This is a genomic window from Enterococcus sp. DIV0800 (assembly GCF_050559735.1).
Taxonomy (GTDB): domain Bacteria; phylum Bacillota; class Bacilli; order Lactobacillales; family Enterococcaceae; genus Enterococcus_A; species Enterococcus_A devriesei.
In genome coordinates this window covers 365705-390793 of sequence record NZ_CP187899.1, presented here as the reverse complement: position 1 = coordinate 390793, position 25089 = coordinate 365705, and the positions used below count along the sequence as shown (strand labels likewise).

Genomic DNA, 25089 nt, shown 5'->3' with positions numbered 1-25089 from the left:
AAATAGTATCTATAAAAAAAGAAGTGGTTGTAAGCCACTTTGTTTGAAAAGATTATCTAATTAAAGAATTCAAAATAGGTTTAGGGATATCAGTAGATTTAATCTCTTCCCAACCTAAGACCCCTTTTTTATTGTTGTAATGAATGAGTAAATAAGCATTTTTCCTTATCTTCTTATTCCCAACAGATTTAAAAGTAATTGTATGTTTAACATTTTTTTCATCAAAACTAGGAAGTTTGTACTTGTAATGAATAACTTCGCCGTATTTATCTTTACCTTCACTAACTCGCCGACCATCATGAATAACTTTTGTGTAAAGATCACGAGATCCAAAATTTTGTTGATATAAGTACCAACTTGAACCACCGACAATAACAAGAAAAACTAGTAAACTAATTAGACGTTTCATGTGTTAATCTCCTTTCTATAAGTAAGTTAACACAAATGATTTCAAAATGTATCAGTCTTAAGTTCTAATAAATTCAAAAAAAGCGTTTAACTCAACCTATCACGGAAACATAAACGTTAGTATCCTAGCTCCTTAATAGTAGTTCTAATGTAATCAATATATTGAGGATATTCTGTTTCAAGAATATTGCTTTCAAAAATTAGAGCCGAAAGAGGGCTTTGAACGTCATTAGCAGTTCCACCTTGCGCAATCGTTTGTTTTTGGTGTTCGACGGCGGCATCTCTAGCAGAGACTAATCGATTATAAATATCTGCTTTAGCATTTTTTTTAAACTTCGGAGAGACTACTAACAGGGAGTTGTTCAATAGTAGTGTTTTCAGATTCATCAGATTTTTGAGTTTCTTCATTTCCTATAGTTTGAGATGACAAAGTTGAATTTGAGGAGGATTGATCCTTGCTGGATTGATGTGCTTCAGTAGTTTTTGAAGAGTAATCTTTTTCTATTTTTAGTTGTTGTGCTCACAGTAGTTTCATTTTTATTACTACAAGCCGATAGAGTGATTAATGATAATAGAAAGAGTAAGATAACAGCATTATTTTTCATAGTAATCTCCTTAAGTTTATCTTATAGGATAATAGTAGCATAAAAAATATAGCAAACTGGTTCGTCTTGTTTAAAGTCTTTAAAACATAGTTCCACTAATCGACGCTATCAAGTAGAAATTACAATAGGTACTACTATTGCAAAAAAGTTAATAGATGTTTTTACGAGGAGTTTGTGTTTCCAGGTAGCAATTGTACGATGGAAGATAAATGGTGACATCGTAAGGTGAAGAGAAAGTAGATGGAGAGAAGGATGATAAAATCAAATATTACTACTGAAAAAAAAGCAAGGAGCCTCTCAGCTGTAATCGATTAAAATGTGGACGACAGGAATCGAACCTGCACCTCATGTGTAAATGAAACAAACCGTCGTTTTAAGTCCCACTCGTGAGTTCAAACACCAAGTTCATCCACAATTGCAGTGTACAAGGCAAAGCTTAGAGAAAGCTTAACGCACAAAATTTTTCTATCAGAAACGTCTATCTGATCAATTTTTGCGGTATAATTTTCGCAAATAGAAACTACGAAAAAGGAGGTGCTTGATTGACAGACGATGAAAAGAAACTCAGCAGACGAGCAGGCTTTTTACCTCAAGCCAATGAAGTCCGCATGCCACCAGCTTTAGCCTCTCGCATCGAGCTGTTCCCAGAGAACAAGCGCCGCCCGGTCAATAAGACGGTCTTTAAAAATGATTATTTTCAACTGACCTATAATACACGAGACAACTCCTTGAGTATCTCAACGAAGGGGGATTTGGTATATTCGGCGATCCCTTATGATACCGCGCGAAATTATATTCAGCGAGCGGGAATTCAATACTTGTTACGGCCAGAGGGAGTTCGCCAATATATCGAATTGCACCAATCAACGATCGAAAAATACTTGGTCAAAAGTATTTTTCAAGTCTCAGGTCAAAAGGTAAGCGAAAACTCTTTTGAAGTGAAACAAGCCTACAATGCGATCCTACAAAATCCTTTACTAGAGATCCAAGTAACCGGGCGTTTGATGCAGCACGACGAGACGGGCCCGCTGTCAGCCAATTTAGCCGGAAAGTTTTTATTTAGCGAGAATCTTAAAACCGGTATCTCCGGTTATCTTTCGGAATATTTGAATTTTGTTGTACAGGCGACCAATGCGCTGCCCTTGATGATCGATGGAGGAAATGTACAACTGTTGGATTCGACTGAACCAGATCCTTTATTATTAGAAAATAATTTGTCGATTCATTCGAATATTGAGCCAGCTCTAGCTTTATTGCCGCAGGAAGTGCAGCAAGGCATCGAAAATGCATTGCGGCTGACGAATCAGCCGCTGATAAACACTCGGCCATTATTGCGCTCGGAATATGGCAAAGAGCTCACCTATTTGCGCGAGAATTATATTGCCCATAGCGTCCATCCAGATGAATTGGCGAAATCTTTTGGAAACGTCCATTCTACCGAAAACCGGAACTTGATCAATGTACTTTCGGATATTCATGCGACAGAGGGGCAGTTGCCTTTCGTCAATCGAAACTTTAATATTTTAGCGGGAGATGTTTCAGATTCTAAAGTAGAGGATCAAAAGATTGCCGGAATCTATGTTATGGGAATGCACGAATTACTGGATGTGTTGCCAGAAAGCGCGGATACCACGACGAATGAGTGGAAAAAATGGCGCTCATTTTTCCACTATGAATGGTTTAAAGCTTTAACGACTGATCCAGCTGAAGCCTCATATCTATTGCCGATTGGCGATGATTCTTTTTATGGAGTAGTGAAAGAAGAGTTGACGCAACGTTTTGCGAAAATGCACGTATTGAACAATGAAAGTCTGATCCATGATGGCGTTCGTTATATTGGGCTGACGATTCCCGTGGCTTTAGTCCAAAAAAGAGCAGCTGTTCAACGTTTTATTTTGAAAACATTGAACGAGTTGCTGGGAGAGGATCGAGAAATGCCAACAGTGATCGTCTCTCACGCGCCATTGTTTAATGAGCTGAGCTTACTGTCGCCAATGAGCGAAGCGTATAATAAGGAAAATATTTGTCAAGAACCGGGAATCGAAGAACTTTTTGCGGAATACAATATTCTCGGTGTGGTTCATGGACATCATCATATTCCAGCTTCTTCCCGCCGCTTCGCAAAAGTTGCGTTTGGCGGAAAAAAACTTTTTGTGGTTTGTTCGATCTATTCAAAGGTTAATACCGGGTTTGAGTTGCTGAGTCTTTTAAACAGCGAAAAGTAAAGGGATCTAACGAATTCGTTAGATCCTTTTTTTGTAAAATAATAGTTGACTTATCAACGAGCTGCTCTTAAAATAATAGTTGACAAGTCAATTAATAGTTGGAGGTAACTATGGATAAAGTCCCTGGAAGATTGATCTCGATTTTGTATCGCAAGAATCAGATCTATTTGAATACTGCGTTGAAACCTTATCACATTACATCCGCGGAGCAGCCGGTTTTGATGTTCCTCTATGAAAATCCGGGAGTGACTCAAGAAGAGATTGCTCATTATTTGCAAGTGGACAAGGCCTTGATGACTCGGACGATTCAAGCTTTGGTGCAAAAAGGGTTTGTAAGAAAAGAAAAGGATCAAGTAGACAAGCGCTGTAACCGCGTCTTTTTGACAGACGAAGGGGTGGCCATCAGAGAAGGCATCAAAAATAGTTTGCTTGAATGGAATAGGATTTTGTTGGGGGACTTTGATGAAGAAAAACAACAAGCCATTTTTTCCATCTTAGAAGAGTTGGTAGACAAAGTGGATGAGTTTGAAAAAAACAAGGAGAAAGACTCAACGATCGATCGTTAAAAGTTTTAGCTGAGAAGTTAGTAAAAAAGTCTGAACACAAGTGAGGAGAATAAGATGGAAGAAACAAATCCTTTAGGAACCGAGAAAGTTTCAAATTTATTAATCAAGTTTTCGATTCCAGCAATTATCGGCATGATGGTCAACGCATTGTACAATGTGGTGGACCGTATTTATATCGGCAATGCGCCTGATTTAGGCGCGAACGGACTAGCAGGCATCACTATCGGTTTTCCTATTATGATCATTCTGCTTTCCATCGGATTATTATTTGGTGTCGGAGGAGCGACACTTTTTTCCATGAAACTGGGAGAGAAGAAGCCGCAAGAGGCAGAATTGGCTTTAGGAAATGCCTTTTCTTTGCTACTTTTCAGCGGAGTGCTGTTTATGATTTTAGGGCAGCTTTTTTTAGGACCGGTTTTACAGTTGTTTGGTGCCAGTGAAACGGTGTTGCCTTTTGCGACAGAATATATGCGCATCATTTTCTTTGGTGCTGTTTTTCAAATCGTTAGTCTAGGTTTGAATAATTTTTTACGGGCAGACGGTCAACCAAAATTGGCGATGATCACGATGTTTATGGGTGCCGGCGTCAATATTATTCTTGATCCGATCTTCATTTATGTCTTTAAAATGGGCATGTCAGGGGCGGCGGCCGCGACGATTTTGTCTCAATTTATTTCGATGGCTTGGATTCTTGCTTATTTTTTTAGCCGGCGCAGTCATCATCAGATTCAGCTGAAAAATATGCGGATCCGGCTCCATATTGCGACGCGGATCACGGCGCTAGGCTTGCCTAATTTCTTATTGCAGCTAGGAAATAGCTTGCTGAATGTGGTGTTGAATATGAATTTATTGGCTTATGGCGGAGATATCGCTGTCTCTGGAATGGGGATTGTCAATAGTGTGCAAACAATTCTCTTGATGCCTATCACCGGCCTGGTCCAAGGGGCGCAGCCAATCGTTAGTTTCAACTTTGGCGCTAAAAAATATCAGCGGGTCAAAGAAGCACAGAAGTTAGCGATCTTAACCGCCACGACGATTGTGGCTATTGGTTGGATCATCACCAGAGTGGCGCCAGAGCTGTTAGTCAGTCTGTTTAACCGTGAACCAGAGTTGGTTGCTTTTGGTAGCAAAGCCTTACGGTCGTGGTTTTTATTTTTACCAGTGATTGGTTTTCAAATCGTCGCTTCGAACTTTTTCCAAGCCACTGGACGGACTCGTTCTGCGATCTTCTTGACCTTGACACGGCAAATCATTTTATTGATCCCGGCTATTTTGATTTTTTCGCGACAATGGGGCATGGACGGTTTGCTACATGCGGCACCGTTTGCTGATGGGGTTTCGGTAGTATTGACTGGCATTTGGTATTACACGGGGATCAAACAGTTGACGAAAGAAGAGACACTAGCGACGGTTGATTATGAAGGGTAAATTAACTCATAGAAATAGTTGGCGAATCAAGCGGTATTGCTTGATTCGCTTTTTTCATAAAATAGATTGACAAATAGATCAGAGCATTGTATGCTATTTATGAAATCGATACCATAAGGCGGTGAAGAATTGGCAACAATCAAAGACGTGGCGAAAAAAGCCGGACTGTCTGTCTCGACAGTCTCAAGATATTTGAATCACCATCCCTATATTTCTGAAGATAAACGGAAACGGATTCAAGCCGCAATGGCTGAATTGGATTACACCCCAAGTTCCGTAGCCACCCAGCTGCGTTCGAAAAAGGGGACGATGATTGGGATCTTAGTCTCTCGCATCGCGAATCCATTTTTTTCTCATTTGGTGGATTCCATCGAAAAAAATGCCCGGCATCATGGCTATAATGTTTTAGTCATGCAGACCTATGATGATAAACAGGCGGAGACTAATATGTTGGAAATGTTGAAACAGCAAGTGATTTCTGGACTAATCATGTGTTCGATCGAAGGCGATGCCAAAGTTATTGAAGCCTATCAAGAGTATGGTCCGATCGTATTATGCAACGAACAGATCCCTGATGCAAAGCTACCGCAAGTATTTACCAATCAAGAGGCGGCAAGCTATCAGGCGACGGAATATTTGATCAATCAGGGCTATAAAAAAATCGCCTACTGTACAGGTGGAACATTGACTCGCGGCGGTCATGGGAATTCTCGGACCGAAGGATTTGAACGAGCTTTAAATCGCCATAACTTGTCAATGAAGATCGATTGGATTTTCAAACAGATTCATTCAATTGAAGATGGCCGGCAAGTTGCCGAGAAGATGCTGTCGCTGCCGGCAGAGCTTCGACCTGACGCAGTGTTCACTAGTAGTGATGAAGTGGCTAGCGGTATTTTAGAAACCTATCTCTCACAGGGAAAGCAAGTTCCAGAAGATTTAGCGATTTTAGGTTTTGATAATCAGCCCTTTACTGGGATTTTGGCGGTACCGTTGACGACGATCGCTCAGCCAATCGAAGCATTAGGCAGAGAATCGACCAACCTGCTGATTGCGAAAATGGAAGGGAATAGCTATCAGTTAGATCAGACAGAATTAGTTTTAGAATTGATTATTCGAAAATCTGCATAAGCGGATTTTCTTTAAAACAAATGTGGTATCGATACCACAAAAGGAGATTTAAATTATGGAGATGCTTTTAAAAGAAAAGAACTTGGTTGATGAAGACAAAAAGTTTTGGAAAGAAGAGGTAGTTTATCAAATTTATCCGAAAAGTTTCTATGACAGTAATAATGACGGTATCGGCGATATCAAAGGAATCACGGAAAAGCTGGATTATTTAGCTGAACTAGGGGTCACGATGCTATGGATCTGTCCGATTTTCACCTCGCCAATGGTTGATAATGGGTACGATATAGCTGATTATAAAGGTATACAAAAAGAATTTGGCACAATGGCAGACTTGAATGAGCTGATTGAAGCAGCCAAAGCGCGAGGAATCAAATTGATCCTTGATCTGGTAGTCAACCATTCCTCGGATGAACATGCTTGGTTTCAAGCGGCGTTAGCCGATGCCAAGAGTCCTTATCGTGATTATTATATTTTTAAATCAGGCAAAGAGGGGAATCCACCCAATAATTGGCGTTCGATCTTTGGCGGCAGTGTCTGGGAACCAGTGCCGAATGAGGAGAACCTGTATTACTTTCACACGTTTGACAAACGGCAGCCGGATCTGAATTGGGAAAATCCGGCATTGCGACGAGACATTTATGAAATGATCAATTGGTGGCTGTCAAAGGGAATTGCCGGTTTTCGGATCGATTCCATCACTTTTATTAAAAAAGATCAGGACTACAGTGATATTGCCGTGGATGGTAGTGATGGGCTTGGTAGTGTCAAAGAAAAGACCCGCAATCGCCCAGGGATTGAAAACTTTTTAGCTGAATTGAATCGGGAAACATTCCAAAAATATGAATGTGTCAGTGTCGGGGAGGCGCCAGGCGTTCCTTATGAACAATACGATCAATACATTGGGTCGGACGGCTATTTCAATATGATTTTTGATTTTCATTATGCGGACGTGGATGTAGAGAACGGAAGCGAGTGGTTCCGCCGAACGAATTGGCAGCCACAAGATTTAAAAGAATTATTGTTCAAGAGTCAAACAGCGATTCAAAACAGCGGCTGGGGGGCGAATTTTTTAGAAAATCACGATCAGCCTCGGTCCTTATCGAAATATATCACTGATGAACGCTATCAAAATGAGATAGGCGCAAAAGCACTAGGAGCCTTATTTTTCTTCTTAAGAGGAACGCCGTTTATTTACCAAGGCCAAGAAATCGGCATGAAAAACTTCCAACGAACAACAATTGAAGATTTCAATGATGTTTCCAGTATCGATAACTATCAGCGTTCTTTATTGGAAGGCTTTTCTGAGAAAGAAGCATTGAATTTTGTTAATCAGCGTTCGAGAGACAATAATCGTACCCCTTTCCAATGGGATGCCTCGGACAAGGCCGGCTTTAGTGAAGCGACTACCTGGTTAAAACTGACGGGAGATCAAAAACAAGTCAATGCGGCTGATCAAATCAATCAAGCGGATTCTATTTTGACTTTCTACAAAAAAATGATCCAATTGCGGAATCATTCAATCTATCGCGACACATTGATTTACGGCGATTTCGTACCATTAGAAACCGCGGATGCAGTGATTGGTTATGAGCGAGTAGGAGAAAAGACGCTTCAGATTTTTGTGAATTTAAGCAATCAAAAGCACAAGGTCCAAGCTTCAGGGGAAATCTTGTTAAATAATTATCCTACGGTAGAACTGACGGATGGAACGCAGGTATTACAACCGTACCAAGCAGTTGTAATCAGAAAGGGTGAAAATCATGACTAAAACAAACTATTCGGAGATCGCAGAAAAGATCGTAGCAGTGGTAGGGGAAGACAATATTGTCTCCGCTACTCACTGCGCCACACGTTTACGGCTGCAAGTCAAAGACCGAAAAGCGATCGATGATACTCAAGTGGAAGAAGTGGAAGAAGTCAAAGGCGTCTTTTACAATGCGGGGCAATACCAAATTATTTTAGGTACCGGCATTGTGAATAAGGTCTATGCGGGCCTGCAGTCGCTCTATTCTTTTAATGAAGTTTCCAAAGATCAAATGGCCGAAGATGATTCTTCACCATTGCAGCGGGCTGTCCGAAATATCGCGGATATCTTTGTTCCGATCATTCCTATTTTAGGTGCTACGGGACTTTTCTTAGGATTAAAAGGTGTCTTATTCAATGAAACCGTTTTGCACACGATGGGCTTAACGCCAAATAGTATTCCAGCATGGTTGAGTGCCTCTGTGACTGTTTTAACGGATACGGCTTTTGGGTTTCTAACGGCCTTTATTTGCTGGTCAGCTTTTAAAAAAATGGGGGGATTGCCAATCATTGGTTTCCTAATCGGTCTGATGCTGGTCTCGCCGTCCTTGCCGAATGCCTACGCGGTAGCAGGGGGAACGGCTGAACCAATTATGGCTTTCGGAGTGATTCCTTTAGTTGGCTATCAAGGCTCGATCTTAACGGCGCTGATCACCGGTATGATCGGTGCCACGTTAGAGAAAAAATTACGTAAAGTAATGCCGAATGCGATGGATCTGATCTTCACACCTTTTGTTGTGATCTTAGTTTCTGTCTTTGTAGCGTTGTTTGTTTTAGGTCCTATCGTCCATACGTTTGAAGGCCAAGCGGTCAAAGTAATCGAAATGTTCCTGCATTTACCATTTGGTATCGGTGGTTTGATCATCGGATTCCTTTATCCTATCGCAGTAATGACCGGGATGCATCATATGTTTATCATGATTGAAACGTCTTTGATTGCCACGACGGGCTTCAATCCATTGATCACGGTGTGTGCGATGTATGGTTTTGCCAATGCGGCAGTTTGTTTAGCGATTGCTTTGCGAACGAAGAGTGCTTCAATTAAAACGGCTGGGATCTCTGCGACTGTCACCCAAATGCTAGGGGTCAGTGAACCGGCGTTATTCGGTGTGGTGATGCGGACAGGAATGAAAGCGATCTTAGTCATGTTAGGAAGCTCTGCAGTCGGCGGCATGGTTCTGTCATTATTAGGCATTCAAGCAAATAGCTACGGATTGGCCGTGTTGTTATCACCATTAATGTACATTTATCAGCCTTATCAAGTCATTACGTACGTTTCAGTCGGAGTCGCTACCTTTGTCTTAGCCTTCATTTTGACGAATCTGTTTGTTACCAAAAAAAATGATACCAAAGTCGAAACCTTTCTTCCAACGGAAGGACACACAAAAAATGTAAAAGTATATTCACCAATTGAAGGGGAGATCATTCCGATTTCAGAGGTCAACGATCCGGTTTTTGCCAGTAAAATGATGGGGGAAGGCTTTGCGGTATTACCAAGCACCGAAACAATCAAAGCACCGGTCTCAGGTATGGTAAAAATGATCGCGCCAACGAAGCACGCGGTTGGAATCGTGGCTGACAATGGGATGGAATTATTGCTTCACCTTGGAATAGACACCGTGGAATTAAATGGTGCGCCTTTTGACCTGAAGATCAAAGTCGGCGAAAAAATTAAACAAGGACAAGCAATCGGTACGATCAATTTAAAAATGATTGCAGAAAAAGGTAAAGATGCGACGGTTATGGTGATCATCACCGATTCAAAAGAAGCAATCGCAGGGCTGGAATACAATCAAGATTACGTTTTACCAATTCTTGGATCGTAGGTGGAGAAAATGGAGTGGAACCAAGAACAACGCTACCGTTTCTATCAGGACTGGCCAGCGGAATATCTTGAACATTTAAAAAATACCGTTCAGGATTCTAATTGGCGGTTGGATTATCATGTTCAACCAATTACCGGTCTGTTGAATGATCCTAATGGTTTTAGCTTTTTCAACGGTGAATGGCATTTGTTTTATCAAGCGTTTCCCTTTGGAGCGGTGCATGGTTTGAAATCTTGGTATCATGTTAGCTCGTCGGATTTGATTCATTGGGAAGAAAAGGGATTGGCGCTAACACCAGATTCTGTTTATGATGCTCAGGGTGTTTATTCTGGCAGTGGACTACCAGTGGGAGAAAAATTATTTCTAGCTTATACCGGAAATGTACGGGACCAGGCTTGGGAACGTCACAGTTATCAATTAGGAGCTTGGATGGAAACTGATGGTGTAATCGCAAAAATCGAAGAACCTTTGATCAAGCAAATGCCTGAGGAAATCACTGCCCATTTTCGTGATCCACAAATTATCCGCTACAAAGAAACTTATCTAATGATCATTGGAGCACAAACGACTGGGGAAAAAGGAACGATCCTCGTTTACGAAAGTTATGATTTGAAGGAATGGAGGAATCTAGGAACACTCGCTATTTCGCAAGACCTTGGTTTTATGGTTGAATGTCCGAATCTATTATTTATTGAGGACAAGCTACTGCTTTTACTTTGTCCTCAAGGGTTAGACCAGAAGACGTTGCCTTATCAAAATGTCTATCCTAACACCTATATTTTGGCGGATGCTTACAAGAAAGAAACGAACTGCCTGGAAAATCCCACTCCGCAGCAATTACTAGATGAAGGATTTGATCTTTACGCCACCCAAGCCTTCACGGCGCCAGACGGACGCTGCTTGAGCATTGGTTGGGTCGGCTTGCCGGAAATGAGTTATCCAACCTTTGAAGATGGCTGGGCCCATTGTTTAAGCTTAGTCAAAGAACTAAAAATAATCGACGGACAGTTGCTGCAATACCCAGTCGCTGAGACAAAAAAATTGAGAAAAAGCCATGAGCAGCTGATAGTCGAGTCCAATGAAGCCGTGACCAAAGAAACTACAAATTGCTACGAGTTAGAAATGGTTATCCCGAAAAATACGCAAGGAGTTGTTCAACTATTCGCGGATGAAAAAGGCGAACAATCTCTGTTATTAACATATGATACAACAACTGGTAAAGTCCGACTTGATCGCCGAAAAACCGCCGAACCACTAAATCCTGCCTTTGGTGAAACACGCGAGACGGTTTTGAAAGAAAATAGCCCTCTTCATTTGAGATTATTTGTGGATCATTCCACCTGCGAACTATTTTTCAATCACGGCTTAAAAACGATGACCGCAGCTTATTATCCAACGACCCAGCAGCGGAATTTATTTGTGAGGGGAAATCGAAAGTTTCGGTTAAATTATTATCTATTAGAAAAATAATAAAGTGAAGGTTCTTGACGCGCGTATGGACGAGAGCCTTCACTTTTTTTTGTAAAAAAGATCTGAGCAAAACAAGTTGACTTTTAGCAAAATAAGTTTATACTAAATATAGTTAGCCAGCTAATTATATTTAAAGGAGAAAATCATGGAAAGATTTACGTTCAAAGATCGACCCAACAATCAGCGGATGCAGGTGACTGTTGATCAATATGCGAAATCTTCAAATTCAGAACAGGCACTACTGTTTTTGGATCTGCAGTGGACCTATCGTGAGATGCAGAAGGCTTATGATCAAGTCTTAGCGCAGTACGGTCTGTCTGAATCAAAGTTTATTATTTTGATGTTTCTGAATTCAGCGGAAGAAAACAGTCTGCTGCCATCTGAATTAGCAGAAAAACTCGGGGCTTCACGAGCAACAATCACCAAGCTGTTAAACAGTATGGAAAAAGAGCAGTGGGTCAAAAAAATCCCGTCACTAATAGATAAACGGGCGGTTCAAATCCAAATGACGGATCAAGGAAAAGAAGTTCTGGAAGCTTTTTTACCGGATAATTTTGAATTTGTTAATACACTGACGGAGGAATTGTCCGAAGAAGAGATCGACCAGTTTTTCTACCTATTAAATAAAATTAAACAAGGCACCACCAAATTAACGAAAGAAATGGAGTAATAAAAATGAACGAAAAGAAAATTGAGCTATTAAAAACCTACTTGAGCCTATATATCAACCACTTTGTTGTTTTACAAAATATGGATAAGGAAGATTCCCCTTACGTCGTATTAGATGTCCGCAACGCTCCAGCACAAGTAAAAAAAGACCAAATCAAAGGTGCAATCGCGATGCCGGCTAAAGATTTAGCAGATCATTTAGCTGAATTGGATAAAAATAAGACCTATGTTGTCTACGACTGGACTGGTGGAACAACGTTAGGCAAAGAAGCTCTGTTGATTCTGTTATCAGCCGGCTTTGAAGCTTACGAACTGGCTGGTGCGATGGAAGGCTGGAAAGGCATGAACTTGCCGATCGAAGAATTATAAAAAAAGAGTGGTTAACGAAGAAGGAATCGTTAACCACTCTTTTTTTAGCCAATAACTATTTTTCATAACCGACAGCGACAGAATTAAAACCAGTGGAATTCACAAAGGCATTGATAACAACACCATTTTGAGGCAGATAGCCATCTTTTTCGGTGTTTTTGTTGAATTCTTTCACAGTGAAGACAACGATATGCTTGAATGTCATAGGGACCTCCTTGCTTTTATTTATTACTTAAACAGTACATAAGTTGAGGGGGAAAGGCAATGGTGATAGCGATTAATTTTATTTGAATTAGGGTGATGGTCAATCTATTTGGTAAATTTCCTAGAAAATCTTCCGAACTGAAAAGGCTTCATTATATTTGGTGATGAAGTTGAATCTGGCTTTTCAAACGCTAGTCTTAATGCTATTCTAAATGAAGAATAATAAACGATGGAAAGGTGGTAGATATGAAAAAAACGCGTGTGTTATATCTGGAAGTCGCTGAAAAAATAAAAGAGGATATCTTTTCCGGTAAATACCCGGTAGGAACGATGTTACCATCAGAGACTGAACTCGAAAAACTTTTCAAGGTAAGTAAGATCACAGTTAGAAAGGCCATCGAACTGTTAGCGGCTGATGAATATGTGGAGAAAAAGAGAGGAAAAGGGACGACCGTTCTTAGTGAGCGTCCATACAATAAACTATCAAAAGCAATTAGCTTCACTCAGATACTTGAAAATTCACAGCGAAATGTCGAAAAGATTATTCTAGATGTGAAAAAGATCAAGTTAAAAAAAGAAGATCCAGTGTTTGAATACTTTGGTGAGGAAGCGATTTGTTTTCAGCGAATGTACTTGCTAGATGGAAAACCTTATATTTATTTCAATCATTATTTGCCCGTTGGTTTGGACAAAGTTACTAAAGCGGATCTTGAACAAGATTCACTCTATCGGATTCTTTACCAAAATGGGTTAGACATTGATCGATTTATAGATGATTTTATAGCAATTGCATTAAACGATGAGGAGCAGGACCTTTTAAAAACAAAAGAAACGCTAGCTTTGAAAAGAATTCGAAAATCCTATGATTATGATCAAAAAGTGATTGAATACTCGGAAGCATTATACAATACATCGGATCATGCCTATCAAATTGAATATGAGACCTAACAAAAAGCTGTGGTGAATTTACCGCAGCTTTTTATTTATAGAGAAAATAGCCACGAAGTCAAGGATTCTAACGTATTTAATCAAATTTGAAAAAAAAATAAAAAAAACGGAATCAAAAAAAGCGTTTACAGCTGTAGCGTTGTATGATAGTATTCATTTGTAAACATTATAATGTTATAAACGGAGGTTAAAAAATGGACAGACTTGTAAATTCACTTGAACAAAAATTGATGCCTTTCGCGAATAAAATCGGAACACAGCGACATATGATGGCAATCAGAAAGGGAATCGTAGCAACAATGCCGCTGACGATTGTCGGCTCCTTTTTTACTATTTTCTTAAATTTCCCGATTCCGTCGATTGCTGCAATAATTGAACCTTATTTGCCAATTTTAGATATTCCATTTCGTTATACGGTCGGTATCCTAGCGCTGTACGCAACCTTTGGTATTGCCTCTCAATTAGCGAATAGCTATAAAGTAGATTCTTTAACGGCTGGTATTTTATCGGTGATGTCTTTCTTAGTCACCGCGGCACCTCCATTAAGAGTCTTTGATAATGTCGATGGCGTGATTGATGCTGGACGTTATATTAATATTGCTAATTTAGGCGCAGCATCATTGTTTGGTGCGATTGTGACAGCAATTATTTCTGTTGAGATTTATCGAATCTTTATTGAAAAGAACATTACGATCAAAATGCCTGAGGGGGTTCCACCAGAAGTGACCAATTCATTTATGGCATTGATTCCCGGTGGTGTTATCCTGTTGTTCTTCTGGATAGTTCGTCATATGATCGGCTTTGATATCAACGGTTTTTTAAGTAATTTATTGATGCCGTTTAAAGATGTTTTGGCTGGTAATAGTCTGTTTGGTGGATTGTTGACTGTATTCCTGATTTGTTTCTTCTGGGTACTGGGAATTCATGGGCCTGCGATTATGGGGCCGGTTATCCGTCCATTCTGGGAATTGTCGATTGCTGAAAATATGGAAGCTTTCGCTGATGGCGCAAGCGCTCATGCGATGCCAAATATTTTTACAGAGCAATTTTTACAATGGTTTATCTGGATTGGTGGTGCTGGAACGACATTAGCATTAGTTGTTTTCTTTATGTTTTCAAAATCAAAATATCTAAAGAGCCTAGGCCGCTTGTCCTTCTTACCTGGATTATTCAATATTAATGAACCAATGATTTTCGGCGCACCAATCGTAATGAACCCGTTGCTAGGGATTCCCTTTATTATTGCTCCGCTAGTTACTACAACACTTTCGTACTTTTTGACGGTATCAGGAATAATCCCAATGATGGTAGCGCGTTATGGATTTACCATTCCAGCACCGATTGCGGCTTGGATGAGTACGGATTGGAGTATCGGTGCGGCTATCTTAGTTATCATTAACTTTTTGATATCTATGGCAATTTATTATCCCTTCTTCAAGGTTTTTGAAAAACAACAATTGGCTCGTGAAGCAGCTGAAGTCGAAGCTGAAGAGAAAGCGAAAAAGGCCAAAGCTGAACAGTTACAAGGTGCAACTTCGAATTAAAAAGAAATCAAAATTTACGTAGAAGGGATTTAGAGGATAGTCAACTGGCTATCCTCTTCGGTGATAGTATGAATCTGATTTATGTAATCATTCTATTTTTTGCAAGTCATATCTATTTAGAAAAAGGGAAATTGCCTGAAACGCTTCAAAACATGAAACTTAGATATATTTTATTAGGATCATTAGGAGCTATTTTTCTAGCAATCGTATTGGGTATTCTTTTACATATCGCTTCTTTCTTGGTGATGACGATTACAGTCTGTTCAGCTTCTTTGATTGCTTATAAATACCGCTCAAAATTTGATGAAATGGAACGAGGGAAAAGCGTATGAAACGTGTATTAGGAATTTCAGTTTATCCAGATCACAGTGAGCTTGATCAAGATAAGGCCTATATTGAATTGGCTCATAAGTATGGATTTGACAGAATTTTTATGAGTATGTTGGAGGTCACAGATGGCAAGGAAGTTGTTAAAAAGAAATATAAGGAGTTAATTTTCTTTGCGAAAGAACTTGGTTATGAAACAATTTTAGATGTGGCTCCTAATATTTTTGAAGAGTTAGAAATCTCTTATGATGACATGCGTTTCTTCCACGAATTGGGAGCTGATGGTATTCGCTTAGATTTGGGATTTGACGGGAATAAGGAAGCGATGCTGACTTATAATCCCTTTGGTGTGGCGATTGAATTGAATATGAGTAATGATGTAGCCTATCTAGATAATATCCTAACTTATGAAGCCAATACGCCTTTTTTGTATGGCTGTCATAATTTTTATCCGCAGGAAGGCACGGCATTGCCGTATGATTTCTTTGTAAAATGCAGTGAGCGCTTCAAAAATCATGGAATCAGAACGGCCGCCTTTATTACTTCGCAAGCTGGAAATATTGGTCCTTGGGACATTAACGATGGCTTACCAACGCTGGAAATGCATCGTCATCTGCCGGTAGAGACAGCGACGAAGCATCTATTTGCAACCAAATTGATTGATGATGTGATCATCGGTAATGCCTATGCGTCTGAGTCCGAGTTAAAGGCGATGGGAGAAGTGGATCGTTATCAAACAGCGTTTACTGTGGAGTTTGTTCCCGACGTCAATGAAGTAGAAAAACAGATTGTTTTGACTGAGCAACATTATCGTCGCGGAGATATTACTGATCAAATGGTCCGTTCGACATTTGTTCGGAAAAAATATGGGCAAGAGACCAATCCGCCTCATGATAACTCCATCGAATTTCAACCGGGGGATATCGTGATCGGCAATGACACTTTCGGAAAATATAAAAACGAGCTGCAGGTTGTTTTGCAGCCGCATAAGGATTCGAGAAAGAATAAAGTAGGGCAGATCATTGAAGATGAAAAAATTCTGTTACCTTTTATTCATCCATGGTCAAAATTCAAATTTACAGAAAAGTAGGAACGAAAATGTTGGATTTAATTGTACGAAATGCCAAATTGATTGACGGACAGAAATTTGAATTAGGAATTTCTGATGGGAAAATAGTTGAAGTTGCTGATAAAATCATGGATCAATGTCAAGGGGAACTTATTTTAACAGAGGATCAATATGTTTCTCCTGGCTGGATTGATGACCATGTACACTGCTATGAAAAAATGACTCTTTATTACGATTATCCTGATGAAGTCGGGGTAAAACGCGGGGTCACAACGGTGGTTGACGCTGGAACGACGGGAGCCGAAAATATTGGCGATTTTTGCCGATTGACTAAAAAAACCAAAACAAATGTCTTTGCACTATTAAATATTTCCAAATGGGGAATCGTTAAACAAGATGAGTTGGCAGATTTAACGAAGGTACAGCGTGAAGCTGTCCAAAAAGCACTTGAAGAATATCCCGATTTTATCGTTGGTTTAAAAGCCCGAATGAGTAAAACAGTGGTCGGTTCCAGCGGAATTGAACCATTAAAATTAGCCAAAGAATTTCAAAGTGAGTATAGCGAATTGCCCTTAATGGTACATGTCGGTTCTGCGCCGCCAGAATTATCAGCGATTTTAGCATTGATGGACAAAGGAGACGTACTGACGCATTGCTTCAATGGAAAAGAGAATGGCATCTTTGATCGTAATACTAAACGGATAAAATCGTTTGTTTGGGATGCGTATAATAAGGGGATTATTTTTGATATTGGTCATGGAACGGATAGCTTCAATTTCTCGGTGGCCCAGCAAGCATTGAATGAAGGGATGAAAAGTCATTCTATCAGTTCAGATATTTATGTACGTAATCGTCAAAATGGCCCGGTTTATGACCTAGCAACTACGATGGAAAAACTGTTTGTAGTAGGGTATTCTTGGGATGAGATACTCAAGCAGGTGACAGAAGTACCGGCAAGAAGCTTCCATTTAAAAAATAAAGGGAAATTAGCTGTAGGTTATGATGCGGACATCACGGTCTTTACTTTTGACAACTCGAACAGAGAATTAGTTGATTCTAATGGGAATATCCGTTCAGCAAAGGAAGTCATTATGCCTGTGAAAACGATTATTGGGGGTCAAATCTATGACAATTAATTTTGAAAAGTTAGGATTGAAAGAAGTAATCAACGCATCTGGTCGCATGACTATCTTAGGTGTATCAAAAGTCTCGGAAGCAGTCTTACAAGCGCAGCGTTTCGGTGGTGAGCACTTTTTTGAAATGGCTGATTTGAGCGAAAAAACAGGCGCTTATATCGCTCAGCTTTTGAAGGTTGAGGACGCACAGATCGTTTCTTCTGCATCAGCTGGAATTGCTCAAAGTATTGCAGCAGTCATTGGGCAAGGAGATCGTTACCACGCCTATCATCCTTATACTGAAAGAATAACAAAGCGTGAAATTGTTTTACCAAAAGGACATAATGTAGACTATGGAACACCTGTGGAAGTAATGGTAGAGCAAGGTGGCGGTCGAGTGAAAGAAGCCGGTTACGCCAATATGTGCTCAGGGGATCATTTAGAGATGATGATTACTGATGAGACTGCAGCGATTTTATATATTAAGAGTCACCACACTGTACAAAAAAGTATGCTGTCAGTTGAGGAAGCCGCGGCGGTAGCGAAGAGAAATCACGTACCCCTGATCGTTGATGCAGCTGCAGAGGAAGACTTATTCTTCTATAGTAAAGCCGGGGCAGACCTAGTCATCTATTCAGGTGCAAAAGCGATTGAAGGCCCTAGCGCTGGTTTAGTGATCGGTAAGAAAAAAGAAATCGAATGGGTTCGCTTGCAAGGTAAAGGGATTGGCAGAGCCATGAAGATCGGCAAAGATAATATTCTTGGCTTCACTCAAGCGATTGAGGATTATTTGAAAAATGGCAGCGAATCAGGTACAGCCATGAAGTTGCGGTTAGAGCCCTTTATTGAAGCAGTCAATCAAATCAATGGCTTGACTGCTTCGATCGTCCAAGACGGTGCGGGCAGAGACATTTATCGTGGAAGTGTGAAAGTTTCTGGCAATCAAACAGCAAAAGAGGTGATCGCCAAACTGAAGACGGAGTCTCCGGCTGTGTATACGAGAGAGTACCAAGCCAATAATGGCATTATCGAATTTGATGTTCGGTCGGTCAATGAGCAAGAAATGCGTATGATCGAAAAACGATTACAAGAAATTATGAAATAAAAGGAGTAAGAGAATGTCATTATTACCTAACTACTTAGAAGATCGAATTTGTTTAAATGTTTTAGCCAACTCCGTCGAAAACGCTAAAGCTTGTTATGAAGCAGCGGAAGGCCATGTTGTTTTAGGGGTATTATCAAAAAATTATGCCAGCGATGAAGCGGCAATCACCGATATGAAAAGCTATCAAGCCGCTACCAATAATGCGTTGTCCGTTGGCTTAGGTGCGGGAGATCCAAACCAAAGTCAGATGGTCTCGCGCATCTCAGGAGAGTTGCAACCACAGCACGTAAACCAAGTATTCACTGGAGTAGGCACCTCAAGAGCACTGTTAGGTCAAACGGAGACAGTTATCAACGGCTTAGTATCTCCGACAGGTAAAGCCGGCTATGTAAATATCGCAACGGGCCCTTTTAGTTCACAGGGAGCTGCGGGAATCGTTCCAATCGAGACGGCGATTAAATTATTACAAGACATGGGTGGAAGTTCAATCAAATATTTTCCTATGAAGGGTTTAGCCCATAAAGAAGAATTTAAAGCAGTGGCAGAAGCTTGTGCAAACTATGATTTTTATTTAGAACCAACCGGCGGAATCGATTTAGAAAACTTTGAAGAAATTCTCCAAATTGCCGTGGATGCTGGTGTTAAAAAGATTATCCCGCATGTTTATAGCTCAATCATTGATTCAGAGACAGGGGATACACGTCCCGAAGATGTCGAAGCATTGCTAACAATGTGTAAGCGTGTTTTGAGCTAACTGTTATATTTTAGAAATAAAAATGTTTTACGAAGGAGAACTGCTATGAGATTTGCGGCTTTCGGCGAAGTTATGCTGCGATTAACCCCGCCTGAATCTTTCTTATTAGATCAAACAAACGAATTGCGGATGGACTATACGGGGACTGGAGTCAACATCATGGCTAACTTGGCCCAATTCAATTATGAAACTTTTTTAGTGACGGTGCTTCCAGATAATCGCTTAGGTCAAGTAGCCAAATCAGCGCTTATGAAATATGGGATCCGACCAAATTTACTACACTTTGCCCACCAGCATATTGGCAGCTATTTCGCAGAAAATGGCTTTGGTCAACGCCCCACTCAAGTCACTTATCAAAATCGTCATCATAGTTCATTTGGAGTAAGTGACTCGACAGCTTACGATTTTGAGGCAGTCGTTGAGGGTAGTGACCTGATTCATATTTGTGGAATCTCTTTAAGTCTCACAAATGACACACGAAATGCCGCTCATGAACTGGCAAAAAAAGCTGCTCAAGCGGGGAAAAAAGTCTGTTTTGATTTTAACTTTCGTCCTAGTTTGAATACTGAGCCGAATAAATTTGCCTTCATGAAAAAGCAATATGAAATGATCTTACCTTATTGTGATATCGTTTTTGGCAGTACGAGGGATTTGACTGAATTGTTACAGATGGAGAAGGTCGCGAGTGAGGAGGCATTGATCCGAGAGTTTATGGAAAATTATCAAGTAGAATGCTTCGCTGGGACAAAAAGAACAAGCGAAAAGAATCAAAAACAACTGCAGGGCTTTCTTTATAATCGTACGGAACAGGTGGTTAGTCAGAGACATGAACTAACTATCTTGGATCGGATTGGTGCTGGCGATGCTTATGCTGCTGGTATTTTAGCTGGCTATGCTGAAAGTTGGCCAATAGTTGAGACGGTAGAGTTCGCAACAATGAATGCCGTTTTAGCCCATACGATTCACGGAGATGTTCCTTTGACGACCAAAGAACAGGTTCTCACGGTATTAAAAAATCCAGGAATCGATTTGCTTCGTTAATTAGAAGAAATATGATGATAAAAAGCTGAACCCATTTACGAATGGTTCAGCTTTTTGCTGTTGTATTCAGGAGGATCTAGGACTAAAACTGTACTTTTTTATTGAACATGACACTGAATCTGATGGGCCTCCAAGATCTCCTTAAAATAATCCAACTCTTCAGAATGAAGTTGTGGAACATCTTGCATGGGATAGCTGCGTTCTAGAAAGGTATATTTTTTTTCGCCGAACTGGTGAAAAGGCAGCAGTTCGACAGCTGTGATTTCCATTTGGTTAAATAATTTTGCAAAAGCAGTGGCGTTTGCTGGCCCGTCATTGAAGTTAGGGATCACTGGAACCCGGACGATTAACTGCTGTTGTTGTTTAATAGCTAACGCGAGATTTTTCAGGATTGGCTTTAGTGAGACGCCGGTTCCGGCTTTATGTTGCTCTTCATCGTGATGTTTCACATCAAAATAAAGTAGGTCCACTTGCTCGAGATAGTTTTTGAACACTTCTGCTTTAGCAAAGCCAGTGGTTTCACTGGCAGTATGAATCCCTTTTGCTTTTAATTGCCGCAGCAATTCGGTGGCAAATTCTGCTTGATACAAGACTTCGCCACCGGAAAGAGTGACGCCGCCACCAGATTCTTCGTAAAAGACTTCATCTTTCATAACTTCTTCGATGATCTCGTCGATTGTTTTATACTCACCCACGATCGTCGGCGCCTTCTTTTGAGCGTCCCACATTTTTTCCGGCTTTCCGGCTTGGGACTCGGGATTGGAACACCAGTAGCAACGTAAAGGGCAACCTTTGAAAAAGACCACGGTCCGAATACCAGGCCCGTCGTGAATACTAAATTTTTGGATATTGAAAATGCATGCCTGATCAATCATAAGAAGTCCTCCTTTTAGTCAAGTTGAGTGTATCACAAATATTTATTAACGTAAATATAATTTGTTACGTTCGAAACATAAAATAAGCAGAAAGTTGTTCGAAAGAGAAAATTATGATAGGCTAAAGCCAATGACAGAAGTGAATGGAGAAGAGCGTATGTCAAGAGAAGAAGAGATTTTGGCAATCGTCAGTCAAAAAAAGAAAATCGAAGTGAATGAGCTTTCGGAGTTGTTGAATGTTTCGAAAGTAACGATTCGCAAAGATTTAGACAAATTAGAAGCCCGTGGTCTTTTGCATCGCCAGCATGGTTATGCGTTGTTAAACAATATGGACGACATCAATTACCGCTTGGCGCAAAACTATGATCTAAAACATAAAATCGCGTTGGAAGCTAGTAAAATCGTCAATGACGGCGAGGTGATTATGATCGAGTCCGGCTCGACTTGCGCCCTTTTAGCAGAAGAGTTGGCTTTTAATCGTAACGACATCACCATCATTACGAATTCCTGCTTTATCGCGTCTTACATCCGCAAGGCTGAATCGGTCAAGGTGATCTTGATCGGTGGGGAATATCAAAAAGAATCACAAGTTAACGTGGGGCCGTTGGTCAAGCAAGTGATTAGTGAATTTTACGTCGATAAATTATTTGTCGGCATTGACGGGTTTGACCAACGCCGCGGCTTTACCGGTAGCGATATTACACGTTGCGATACTACTCGAACGTTAGCGACGGCTGCCAATCAAACGATTGTTTTGACCGATTCTAGCAAGTTTTCCCAAAACGGTGTTGTTTCCGAGTTTGCTTTTAGTGAGATCAGTAAGGTGTTTACCGATCAGCGAATTGATCAAGCAGCGTTGGAATTTATGAAAAAGCAGGAGATTGATGTGTATACAGTATAAAGTTGGTGGAATCCTTGGAGATAGCTGTAAAAAAATTAATTTCTCGTTCACGGGGGTTGTTAGTAAACGTAATAAGCGCTCAGATTTTTTAAGATATTGCACATTGGTGCAGTATCTTTTTTTGTTTTGGAATCGTTTTAAATCCGCTTGACTGTATTTCTATTCACATGCTACTATATTTACGAAAGAAGATTAAATAAGTTACGAATGAAAAAAGGGGGGGCTAATCATGAGTATCCAAACCAAAGAACTGAATGCGCCGTATTTTGGTCAGTTAACGAATCGTATGAATCGTTTTCGGGAATCTGTTCTGACGAAAAAACCGTACATTGATGCTGAGCGGGCGTTGCTTGCGACGGAGGCCTATCAACAGCATCAAAATCAGCCGAGTACAGTGAAACGGGCGCTGATGTTGCAGAATATTTTAGAAAAAATGACGATCTTTATTGAAGAAGAGACGTTAATCGTAGGCAATCAGGCTTCTTCTAATCGGGATGCGCCAATTTTTCCTGAATATACGATGGAATTTGTGCTGAATGAATTGGATCTGTTTGAAAAGCGTGATGGCGATGTTTTCTATATTACGGAAAAAACGAAAGAAGATTTGCGTTCCATCGCACCGTTTTGGGAAAACAATAACTTGCGTGCGAAGGGCTGGGCACTGTTACCAGATGAAGTCAGTGTCTTTATGGAGACCGGCTTTTTCGGGATGGAAGGTAAACTGAACTCTGGCGATGCTCATTTGGCGGTAGATTATGGACAAATGCTGCGAGTGGGGTTGAAGGGTTATGAAGAACGAACGAAAAAGGAAAAAGCCGCATTAGATTTGACGATTCCAGAAAGTTTGGATAAGTATCAGTTTTACAAAGCAGTTTTGATTATGATTGACGCAGTGAAGACTTTTGCGGAACGCTTCTCAGCGTTAGCCAAAGAAAAGGCGGAAACTGCGAATCCTAAACGGCGCGCAGAATTATTAGAAATTAGCCGGATCTGTGGAAAGGTTCCTTATGAACCAGCGGAAACGTTTCAAGAAGCGGTTCAAGCGACATGGTTCATTCAATTACTTTTACAAATCGAATCAAATGGTCATTCCTTATCTTATGGGCGTTTCGACCAATACATTTATCCTTATTTAAAAACAGATTTGGAAAAAGGGGCGATTACGGAAGATCAAGCGGTGGAGCTTTTGACGAACCTTTGGATCAAAACTTTAACAGTCAATAAGGTCCGTAGCCAAGCCCATACGTTCAGTAGTGCCGGTAGCCCGCTTTATCAAAATGTTACGATCGGCGGGCAAACCCGCGATAAAAAAGATGCAGTTAATCCGTTATCGTACTTAGTTTTACGTAGTGTTGCCCAAACCAAATTGCCGCAACCGAATTTGACCGTGCGTTATCACGCGGGGTTAGACAATCGTTTCATGAGTGAGTGTATCGAAGTGATGAAGCTAGGTTTTGGCATGCCAGCTTTCAACAATGATGAGATCATTATTCCCTCCTTTATGAAGGTAGGGGTGACGGAAGCGGATGCGTATGATTATAGTGCGATCGGTTGTGTGGAAACGGCGGTTCCAGGGAAATGGGGCTATCGTTGTACTGGTATGAGCTATATGAATTTCCCGAAAATTTTGATGATCGCTATGAACGACGGGATCGATCCTGTTTCAGGGAAACGGTTTGTTCAAGGCTATGGACATTTCAAAGAGATGCATTCCTATGAGGAACTTCAAACGGCTTGGGACAAAACGGTGCGTGAGCTGACGCGCATGAGTGTGATCGTAGAAAATGCGATTGATTTAGGATTAGAACGGGATGTACCTGATATTTTATGCTCGGCATTAACCGAAGACTGTATCGGTCGCGGCAAGACCTTGAAAGAAGGCGGCGCGGTCTATGATTTTATTTCTGGATTGCAAGTTGGAATTGCCAATATGGCGGATTCATTAGCGGCCATTAAGCAGCTGGTCTTTGATGAAGAAAAAGTCACGCCAAATGAATTGTGGGAAGCCTTGATGACAGATTATGCAAGTGAGCGCGGTCAAGAAATCCAGCAAATGATCTTAAATGATGTACCGAAATACGGAAACGATGACGATCGTGTCGATCAATTAATTACAGCAGCCTATGACAGCTACATCGATGAGATCGCCAAATACCCTAATACGCGCTATGGACGGGGGCCAATCGGTGGAATCCGCTATTCCGGAACTTCATCGATCTCAGCGAATGTCGGCCAAGGGAAAGCCACCATGGCCACGCCGGACGGCCGAAATGCGTGGGTACCGCTGGCAGAAGGCTGTTCACCTTCTCATAACATGGATAAAAACGGCCCAACAGCTGTCTTGAAATCCGTGTCGAAGTTGCGGACCGAAGATATTCTTGGCGGTGTGCTACTGAATCAAAAGGTTAACCCTCAAACACTTGCCAAAGAAGAAGACAAACAAAAATTGATCATGCTGCTGCGGGCTTTCTTCAATAAGCTGCATGGGTATCATATCCAATACAATGTTGTCTCAAGAGAAACCTTGATCGATGCGCAAGAACACCCCGAAAAGCATCGCGATTTAATTGTTCGTGTGGCTGGTTATTCGGCGTTCTTCAATGTATTATCGAAGGCGACCCAAGATGATATTATTGAGCGGACGGAGCATAGTTTGTAGATAGACCAAACGCAAATAATTAAAAGACTAGGCAGATTCCAAGATTCATG

Annotated in this window: 23 protein-coding genes; 19 read left to right on the top strand and 4 right to left on the bottom strand. The window is 40.8% G+C overall.

All coding sequences use genetic code 11. From position 1 onward, the window contains the following. Nucleotides 1-52: 52 nt before the first annotated feature. Nucleotides 53-409: a YxeA family protein gene (locus IGI54_RS13785; protein WP_430621518.1), complete on the bottom strand. Its 357-nt coding sequence runs from the start codon at nucleotides 407-409 to the stop codon at nucleotides 53-55. A gap of 116 nt (nucleotides 410-525) precedes the next feature. Then, nucleotides 526-816 (bottom strand): hypothetical protein, encoded by a 291-nt coding sequence (locus IGI54_RS13780; protein ID WP_430621517.1) that lies wholly within the window; start codon nucleotides 814-816, stop codon nucleotides 526-528. An 805-nt stretch (nucleotides 817-1621) separates the two neighbouring features. Here IGI54_RS13780 and IGI54_RS13775 point away from each other — a divergent pair. The 9 genes from IGI54_RS13775 (at nucleotide 1622) to IGI54_RS13735 (ending at nucleotide 12497) form a co-directional block, all read left to right on the top strand. After that, nucleotides 1622-3238, top strand: coding sequence for a metallophosphoesterase (locus IGI54_RS13775; RefSeq protein WP_430621994.1), 1617 nt, complete (start codon nucleotides 1622-1624; stop codon nucleotides 3236-3238). Nucleotides 3239-3348: 110 nt separating this feature from the next. Then, nucleotides 3349-3804 carry a MarR family winged helix-turn-helix transcriptional regulator gene (locus IGI54_RS13770; protein ID WP_430621516.1) on the top strand — a complete coding sequence of 152 codons (456 nt, stop codon included), beginning with the start codon at nucleotides 3349-3351 and terminating at the stop codon, nucleotides 3802-3804. Between the two features lie 54 nt (nucleotides 3805-3858). Continuing rightward, the gene (locus IGI54_RS13765) at nucleotides 3859-5232 is read left to right on the top strand and encodes an MATE family efflux transporter (protein WP_430621515.1); all 1374 of its coding nucleotides are present in this window, start codon (nucleotides 3859-3861) and stop codon (nucleotides 5230-5232) included. A 129-nt stretch (nucleotides 5233-5361) separates the two neighbouring features. Further along, on the top strand, nucleotides 5362-6360 hold the full coding sequence (locus IGI54_RS13760; protein WP_430621514.1) for a LacI family DNA-binding transcriptional regulator: 999 nt from the start codon (nucleotides 5362-5364) through the stop codon (nucleotides 6358-6360). Between the two features lie 55 nt (nucleotides 6361-6415). After that, complete coding sequence (locus tag IGI54_RS13755; RefSeq protein WP_430621513.1) at nucleotides 6416-8128, top strand: alpha-glucosidase; 1713 nt, start codon at nucleotides 6416-6418, stop codon at nucleotides 8126-8128. Further along, nucleotides 8121-9989: a glucose PTS transporter subunit IIA gene (locus IGI54_RS13750; RefSeq protein WP_430621512.1), complete on the top strand. Its 1869-nt coding sequence runs from the start codon at nucleotides 8121-8123 to the stop codon at nucleotides 9987-9989. Before IGI54_RS13755 ends, IGI54_RS13750 begins: the two co-directional genes overlap by 8 nt. Before the next feature lie 9 nt (nucleotides 9990-9998). Beyond that, a complete protein-coding gene (locus IGI54_RS13745; protein WP_430621511.1) occupies nucleotides 9999-11459 on the top strand; it encodes a sucrose-6-phosphate hydrolase in 1461 nt (486 codons plus the stop codon). Between the two features lie 145 nt (nucleotides 11460-11604). Beyond that, nucleotides 11605-12129, top strand: a complete 525-nt coding sequence (locus IGI54_RS13740; RefSeq protein ID WP_216429919.1) for a MarR family winged helix-turn-helix transcriptional regulator — start codon at nucleotides 11605-11607, stop codon at nucleotides 12127-12129. 5 nt (nucleotides 12130-12134) lie between these two features. Further along, nucleotides 12135-12497, top strand: a complete 363-nt coding sequence (locus IGI54_RS13735) for a rhodanese-like domain-containing protein (protein ID WP_071862444.1) — start codon at nucleotides 12135-12137, stop codon at nucleotides 12495-12497. A 55-nt stretch (nucleotides 12498-12552) separates the two neighbouring features. Here IGI54_RS13735 and IGI54_RS13730 read toward each other — a convergent pair whose 3' ends face one another. Next, nucleotides 12553-12702: a hypothetical protein gene (locus IGI54_RS13730; protein ID WP_169818947.1), complete on the bottom strand. Its 150-nt coding sequence runs from the start codon at nucleotides 12700-12702 to the stop codon at nucleotides 12553-12555. A gap of 245 nt (nucleotides 12703-12947) precedes the next feature. On the opposite strand from IGI54_RS13730, the gene IGI54_RS13725 reads away from it, so the two are divergent. The 8 genes from IGI54_RS13725 to IGI54_RS13690 all read left to right on the top strand — a co-directional run bounded on the left by IGI54_RS13725 (nucleotide 12948) and on the right by IGI54_RS13690 (nucleotide 20604). Further along, a complete protein-coding gene (locus tag IGI54_RS13725) occupies nucleotides 12948-13649 on the top strand; it encodes a GntR family transcriptional regulator (RefSeq protein ID WP_430621510.1) in 702 nt (233 codons plus the stop codon). 194 nt (nucleotides 13650-13843) lie between these two features. Continuing rightward, nucleotides 13844-15193, top strand: a complete 1350-nt coding sequence (locus IGI54_RS13720) for a PTS sugar transporter subunit IIC (protein WP_430621509.1) — start codon at nucleotides 13844-13846, stop codon at nucleotides 15191-15193. A gap of 68 nt (nucleotides 15194-15261) precedes the next feature. Continuing rightward, on the top strand, nucleotides 15262-15525 hold the full coding sequence (locus IGI54_RS13715; protein ID WP_430621508.1) for a hypothetical protein: 264 nt from the start codon (nucleotides 15262-15264) through the stop codon (nucleotides 15523-15525). Next, nucleotides 15522-16610 (top strand): DUF871 domain-containing protein, encoded by a 1089-nt coding sequence (locus IGI54_RS13710; protein ID WP_430621507.1) that lies wholly within the window; start codon nucleotides 15522-15524, stop codon nucleotides 16608-16610. Before IGI54_RS13715 ends, IGI54_RS13710 begins: the two co-directional genes overlap by 4 nt. A gap of 8 nt (nucleotides 16611-16618) precedes the next feature. Beyond that, the gene (locus IGI54_RS13705; RefSeq protein WP_430621506.1) at nucleotides 16619-17725 is read left to right on the top strand and encodes an amidohydrolase/deacetylase family metallohydrolase; all 1107 of its coding nucleotides are present in this window, start codon (nucleotides 16619-16621) and stop codon (nucleotides 17723-17725) included. Then, entirely contained in the window at nucleotides 17715-18809 is a 1095-nt protein-coding gene (locus tag IGI54_RS13700; RefSeq protein ID WP_430621505.1) for a DgaE family pyridoxal phosphate-dependent ammonia lyase, read from the top strand. The genes IGI54_RS13705 and IGI54_RS13700 overlap by 11 nt, the downstream gene beginning before the upstream one ends. A gap of 13 nt (nucleotides 18810-18822) precedes the next feature. Next, nucleotides 18823-19563, top strand: a complete 741-nt coding sequence (gene dagF, locus IGI54_RS13695) for a 2-dehydro-3-deoxy-phosphogluconate aldolase (protein WP_430621504.1) — start codon at nucleotides 18823-18825, stop codon at nucleotides 19561-19563. Between the two features lie 45 nt (nucleotides 19564-19608). Beyond that, entirely contained in the window at nucleotides 19609-20604 is a 996-nt protein-coding gene (locus IGI54_RS13690; protein ID WP_430621503.1) for a sugar kinase, read from the top strand. Between the two features lie 98 nt (nucleotides 20605-20702). Here the strand turns inward: IGI54_RS13690 and IGI54_RS13685 are convergent, their stop codons facing one another. Next, a complete protein-coding gene (locus IGI54_RS13685; RefSeq protein WP_430621502.1) occupies nucleotides 20703-21479 on the bottom strand; it encodes a glycyl-radical enzyme activating protein in 777 nt (258 codons plus the stop codon). A gap of 157 nt (nucleotides 21480-21636) precedes the next feature. Here IGI54_RS13685 and IGI54_RS13680 point away from each other — a divergent pair, with 157 nt between their 5' ends. After that, entirely contained in the window at nucleotides 21637-22380 is a 744-nt protein-coding gene (locus IGI54_RS13680; protein WP_430621983.1) for a DeoR/GlpR family DNA-binding transcription regulator, read from the top strand. Between the two features lie 229 nt (nucleotides 22381-22609). Beyond that, the gene (locus IGI54_RS13675) at nucleotides 22610-25039 is read left to right on the top strand and encodes a glycyl radical protein (RefSeq protein WP_430621982.1); all 2430 of its coding nucleotides are present in this window, start codon (nucleotides 22610-22612) and stop codon (nucleotides 25037-25039) included. Nucleotides 25040-25089 lie beyond the last annotated feature (50 nt).

Coding starts and splice junctions, on each gene's coding strand:
- IGI54_RS13785 (WP_430621518.1), bottom strand. CDS start 409: ATGAAACGTCTAATTAGTTTACTAGTTTTTCTTGTTATTGTCGGTGGT.
- IGI54_RS13780 (WP_430621517.1), bottom strand. CDS start 816: ATGAAGAAACTCAAAAATCTGATGAATCTGAAAACACTACTATTGAAC.
- IGI54_RS13775 (WP_430621994.1), top strand. CDS start 1,622: ATGCCACCAGCTTTAGCCTCTCGCATCGAGCTGTTCCCAGAGAACAAG.
- IGI54_RS13770 (WP_430621516.1), top strand. CDS start 3,349: ATGGATAAAGTCCCTGGAAGATTGATCTCGATTTTGTATCGCAAGAAT.
- IGI54_RS13765 (WP_430621515.1), top strand. CDS start 3,859: ATGGAAGAAACAAATCCTTTAGGAACCGAGAAAGTTTCAAATTTATTA.
- IGI54_RS13755 (WP_430621513.1), top strand. CDS start 6,416: ATGGAGATGCTTTTAAAAGAAAAGAACTTGGTTGATGAAGACAAAAAG.
- IGI54_RS13750 (WP_430621512.1), top strand. CDS start 8,121: ATGACTAAAACAAACTATTCGGAGATCGCAGAAAAGATCGTAGCAGTG.
- IGI54_RS13745 (WP_430621511.1), top strand. CDS start 9,999: ATGGAGTGGAACCAAGAACAACGCTACCGTTTCTATCAGGACTGGCCA.
- IGI54_RS13740 (WP_216429919.1), top strand. CDS start 11,605: ATGGAAAGATTTACGTTCAAAGATCGACCCAACAATCAGCGGATGCAG.
- IGI54_RS13735 (WP_071862444.1), top strand. CDS start 12,135: ATGAACGAAAAGAAAATTGAGCTATTAAAAACCTACTTGAGCCTATAT.
- IGI54_RS13730 (WP_169818947.1), bottom strand. CDS start 12,702: ATGACATTCAAGCATATCGTTGTCTTCACTGTGAAAGAATTCAACAAA.
- IGI54_RS13725 (WP_430621510.1), top strand. CDS start 12,948: ATGAAAAAAACGCGTGTGTTATATCTGGAAGTCGCTGAAAAAATAAAA.
- IGI54_RS13720 (WP_430621509.1), top strand. CDS start 13,844: ATGGACAGACTTGTAAATTCACTTGAACAAAAATTGATGCCTTTCGCG.
- IGI54_RS13715 (WP_430621508.1), top strand. CDS start 15,262: ATGAATCTGATTTATGTAATCATTCTATTTTTTGCAAGTCATATCTAT.
- IGI54_RS13710 (WP_430621507.1), top strand. CDS start 15,522: ATGAAACGTGTATTAGGAATTTCAGTTTATCCAGATCACAGTGAGCTT.
- IGI54_RS13705 (WP_430621506.1), top strand. CDS start 16,619: ATGTTGGATTTAATTGTACGAAATGCCAAATTGATTGACGGACAGAAA.
- IGI54_RS13700 (WP_430621505.1), top strand. CDS start 17,715: ATGACAATTAATTTTGAAAAGTTAGGATTGAAAGAAGTAATCAACGCA.
- dagF (WP_430621504.1), top strand. CDS start 18,823: ATGTCATTATTACCTAACTACTTAGAAGATCGAATTTGTTTAAATGTT.
- IGI54_RS13690 (WP_430621503.1), top strand. CDS start 19,609: ATGAGATTTGCGGCTTTCGGCGAAGTTATGCTGCGATTAACCCCGCCT.
- IGI54_RS13685 (WP_430621502.1), bottom strand. CDS start 21,479: ATGATTGATCAGGCATGCATTTTCAATATCCAAAAATTTAGTATTCAC.
- IGI54_RS13680 (WP_430621983.1), top strand. CDS start 21,637: ATGTCAAGAGAAGAAGAGATTTTGGCAATCGTCAGTCAAAAAAAGAAA.
- IGI54_RS13675 (WP_430621982.1), top strand. CDS start 22,610: ATGAGTATCCAAACCAAAGAACTGAATGCGCCGTATTTTGGTCAGTTA.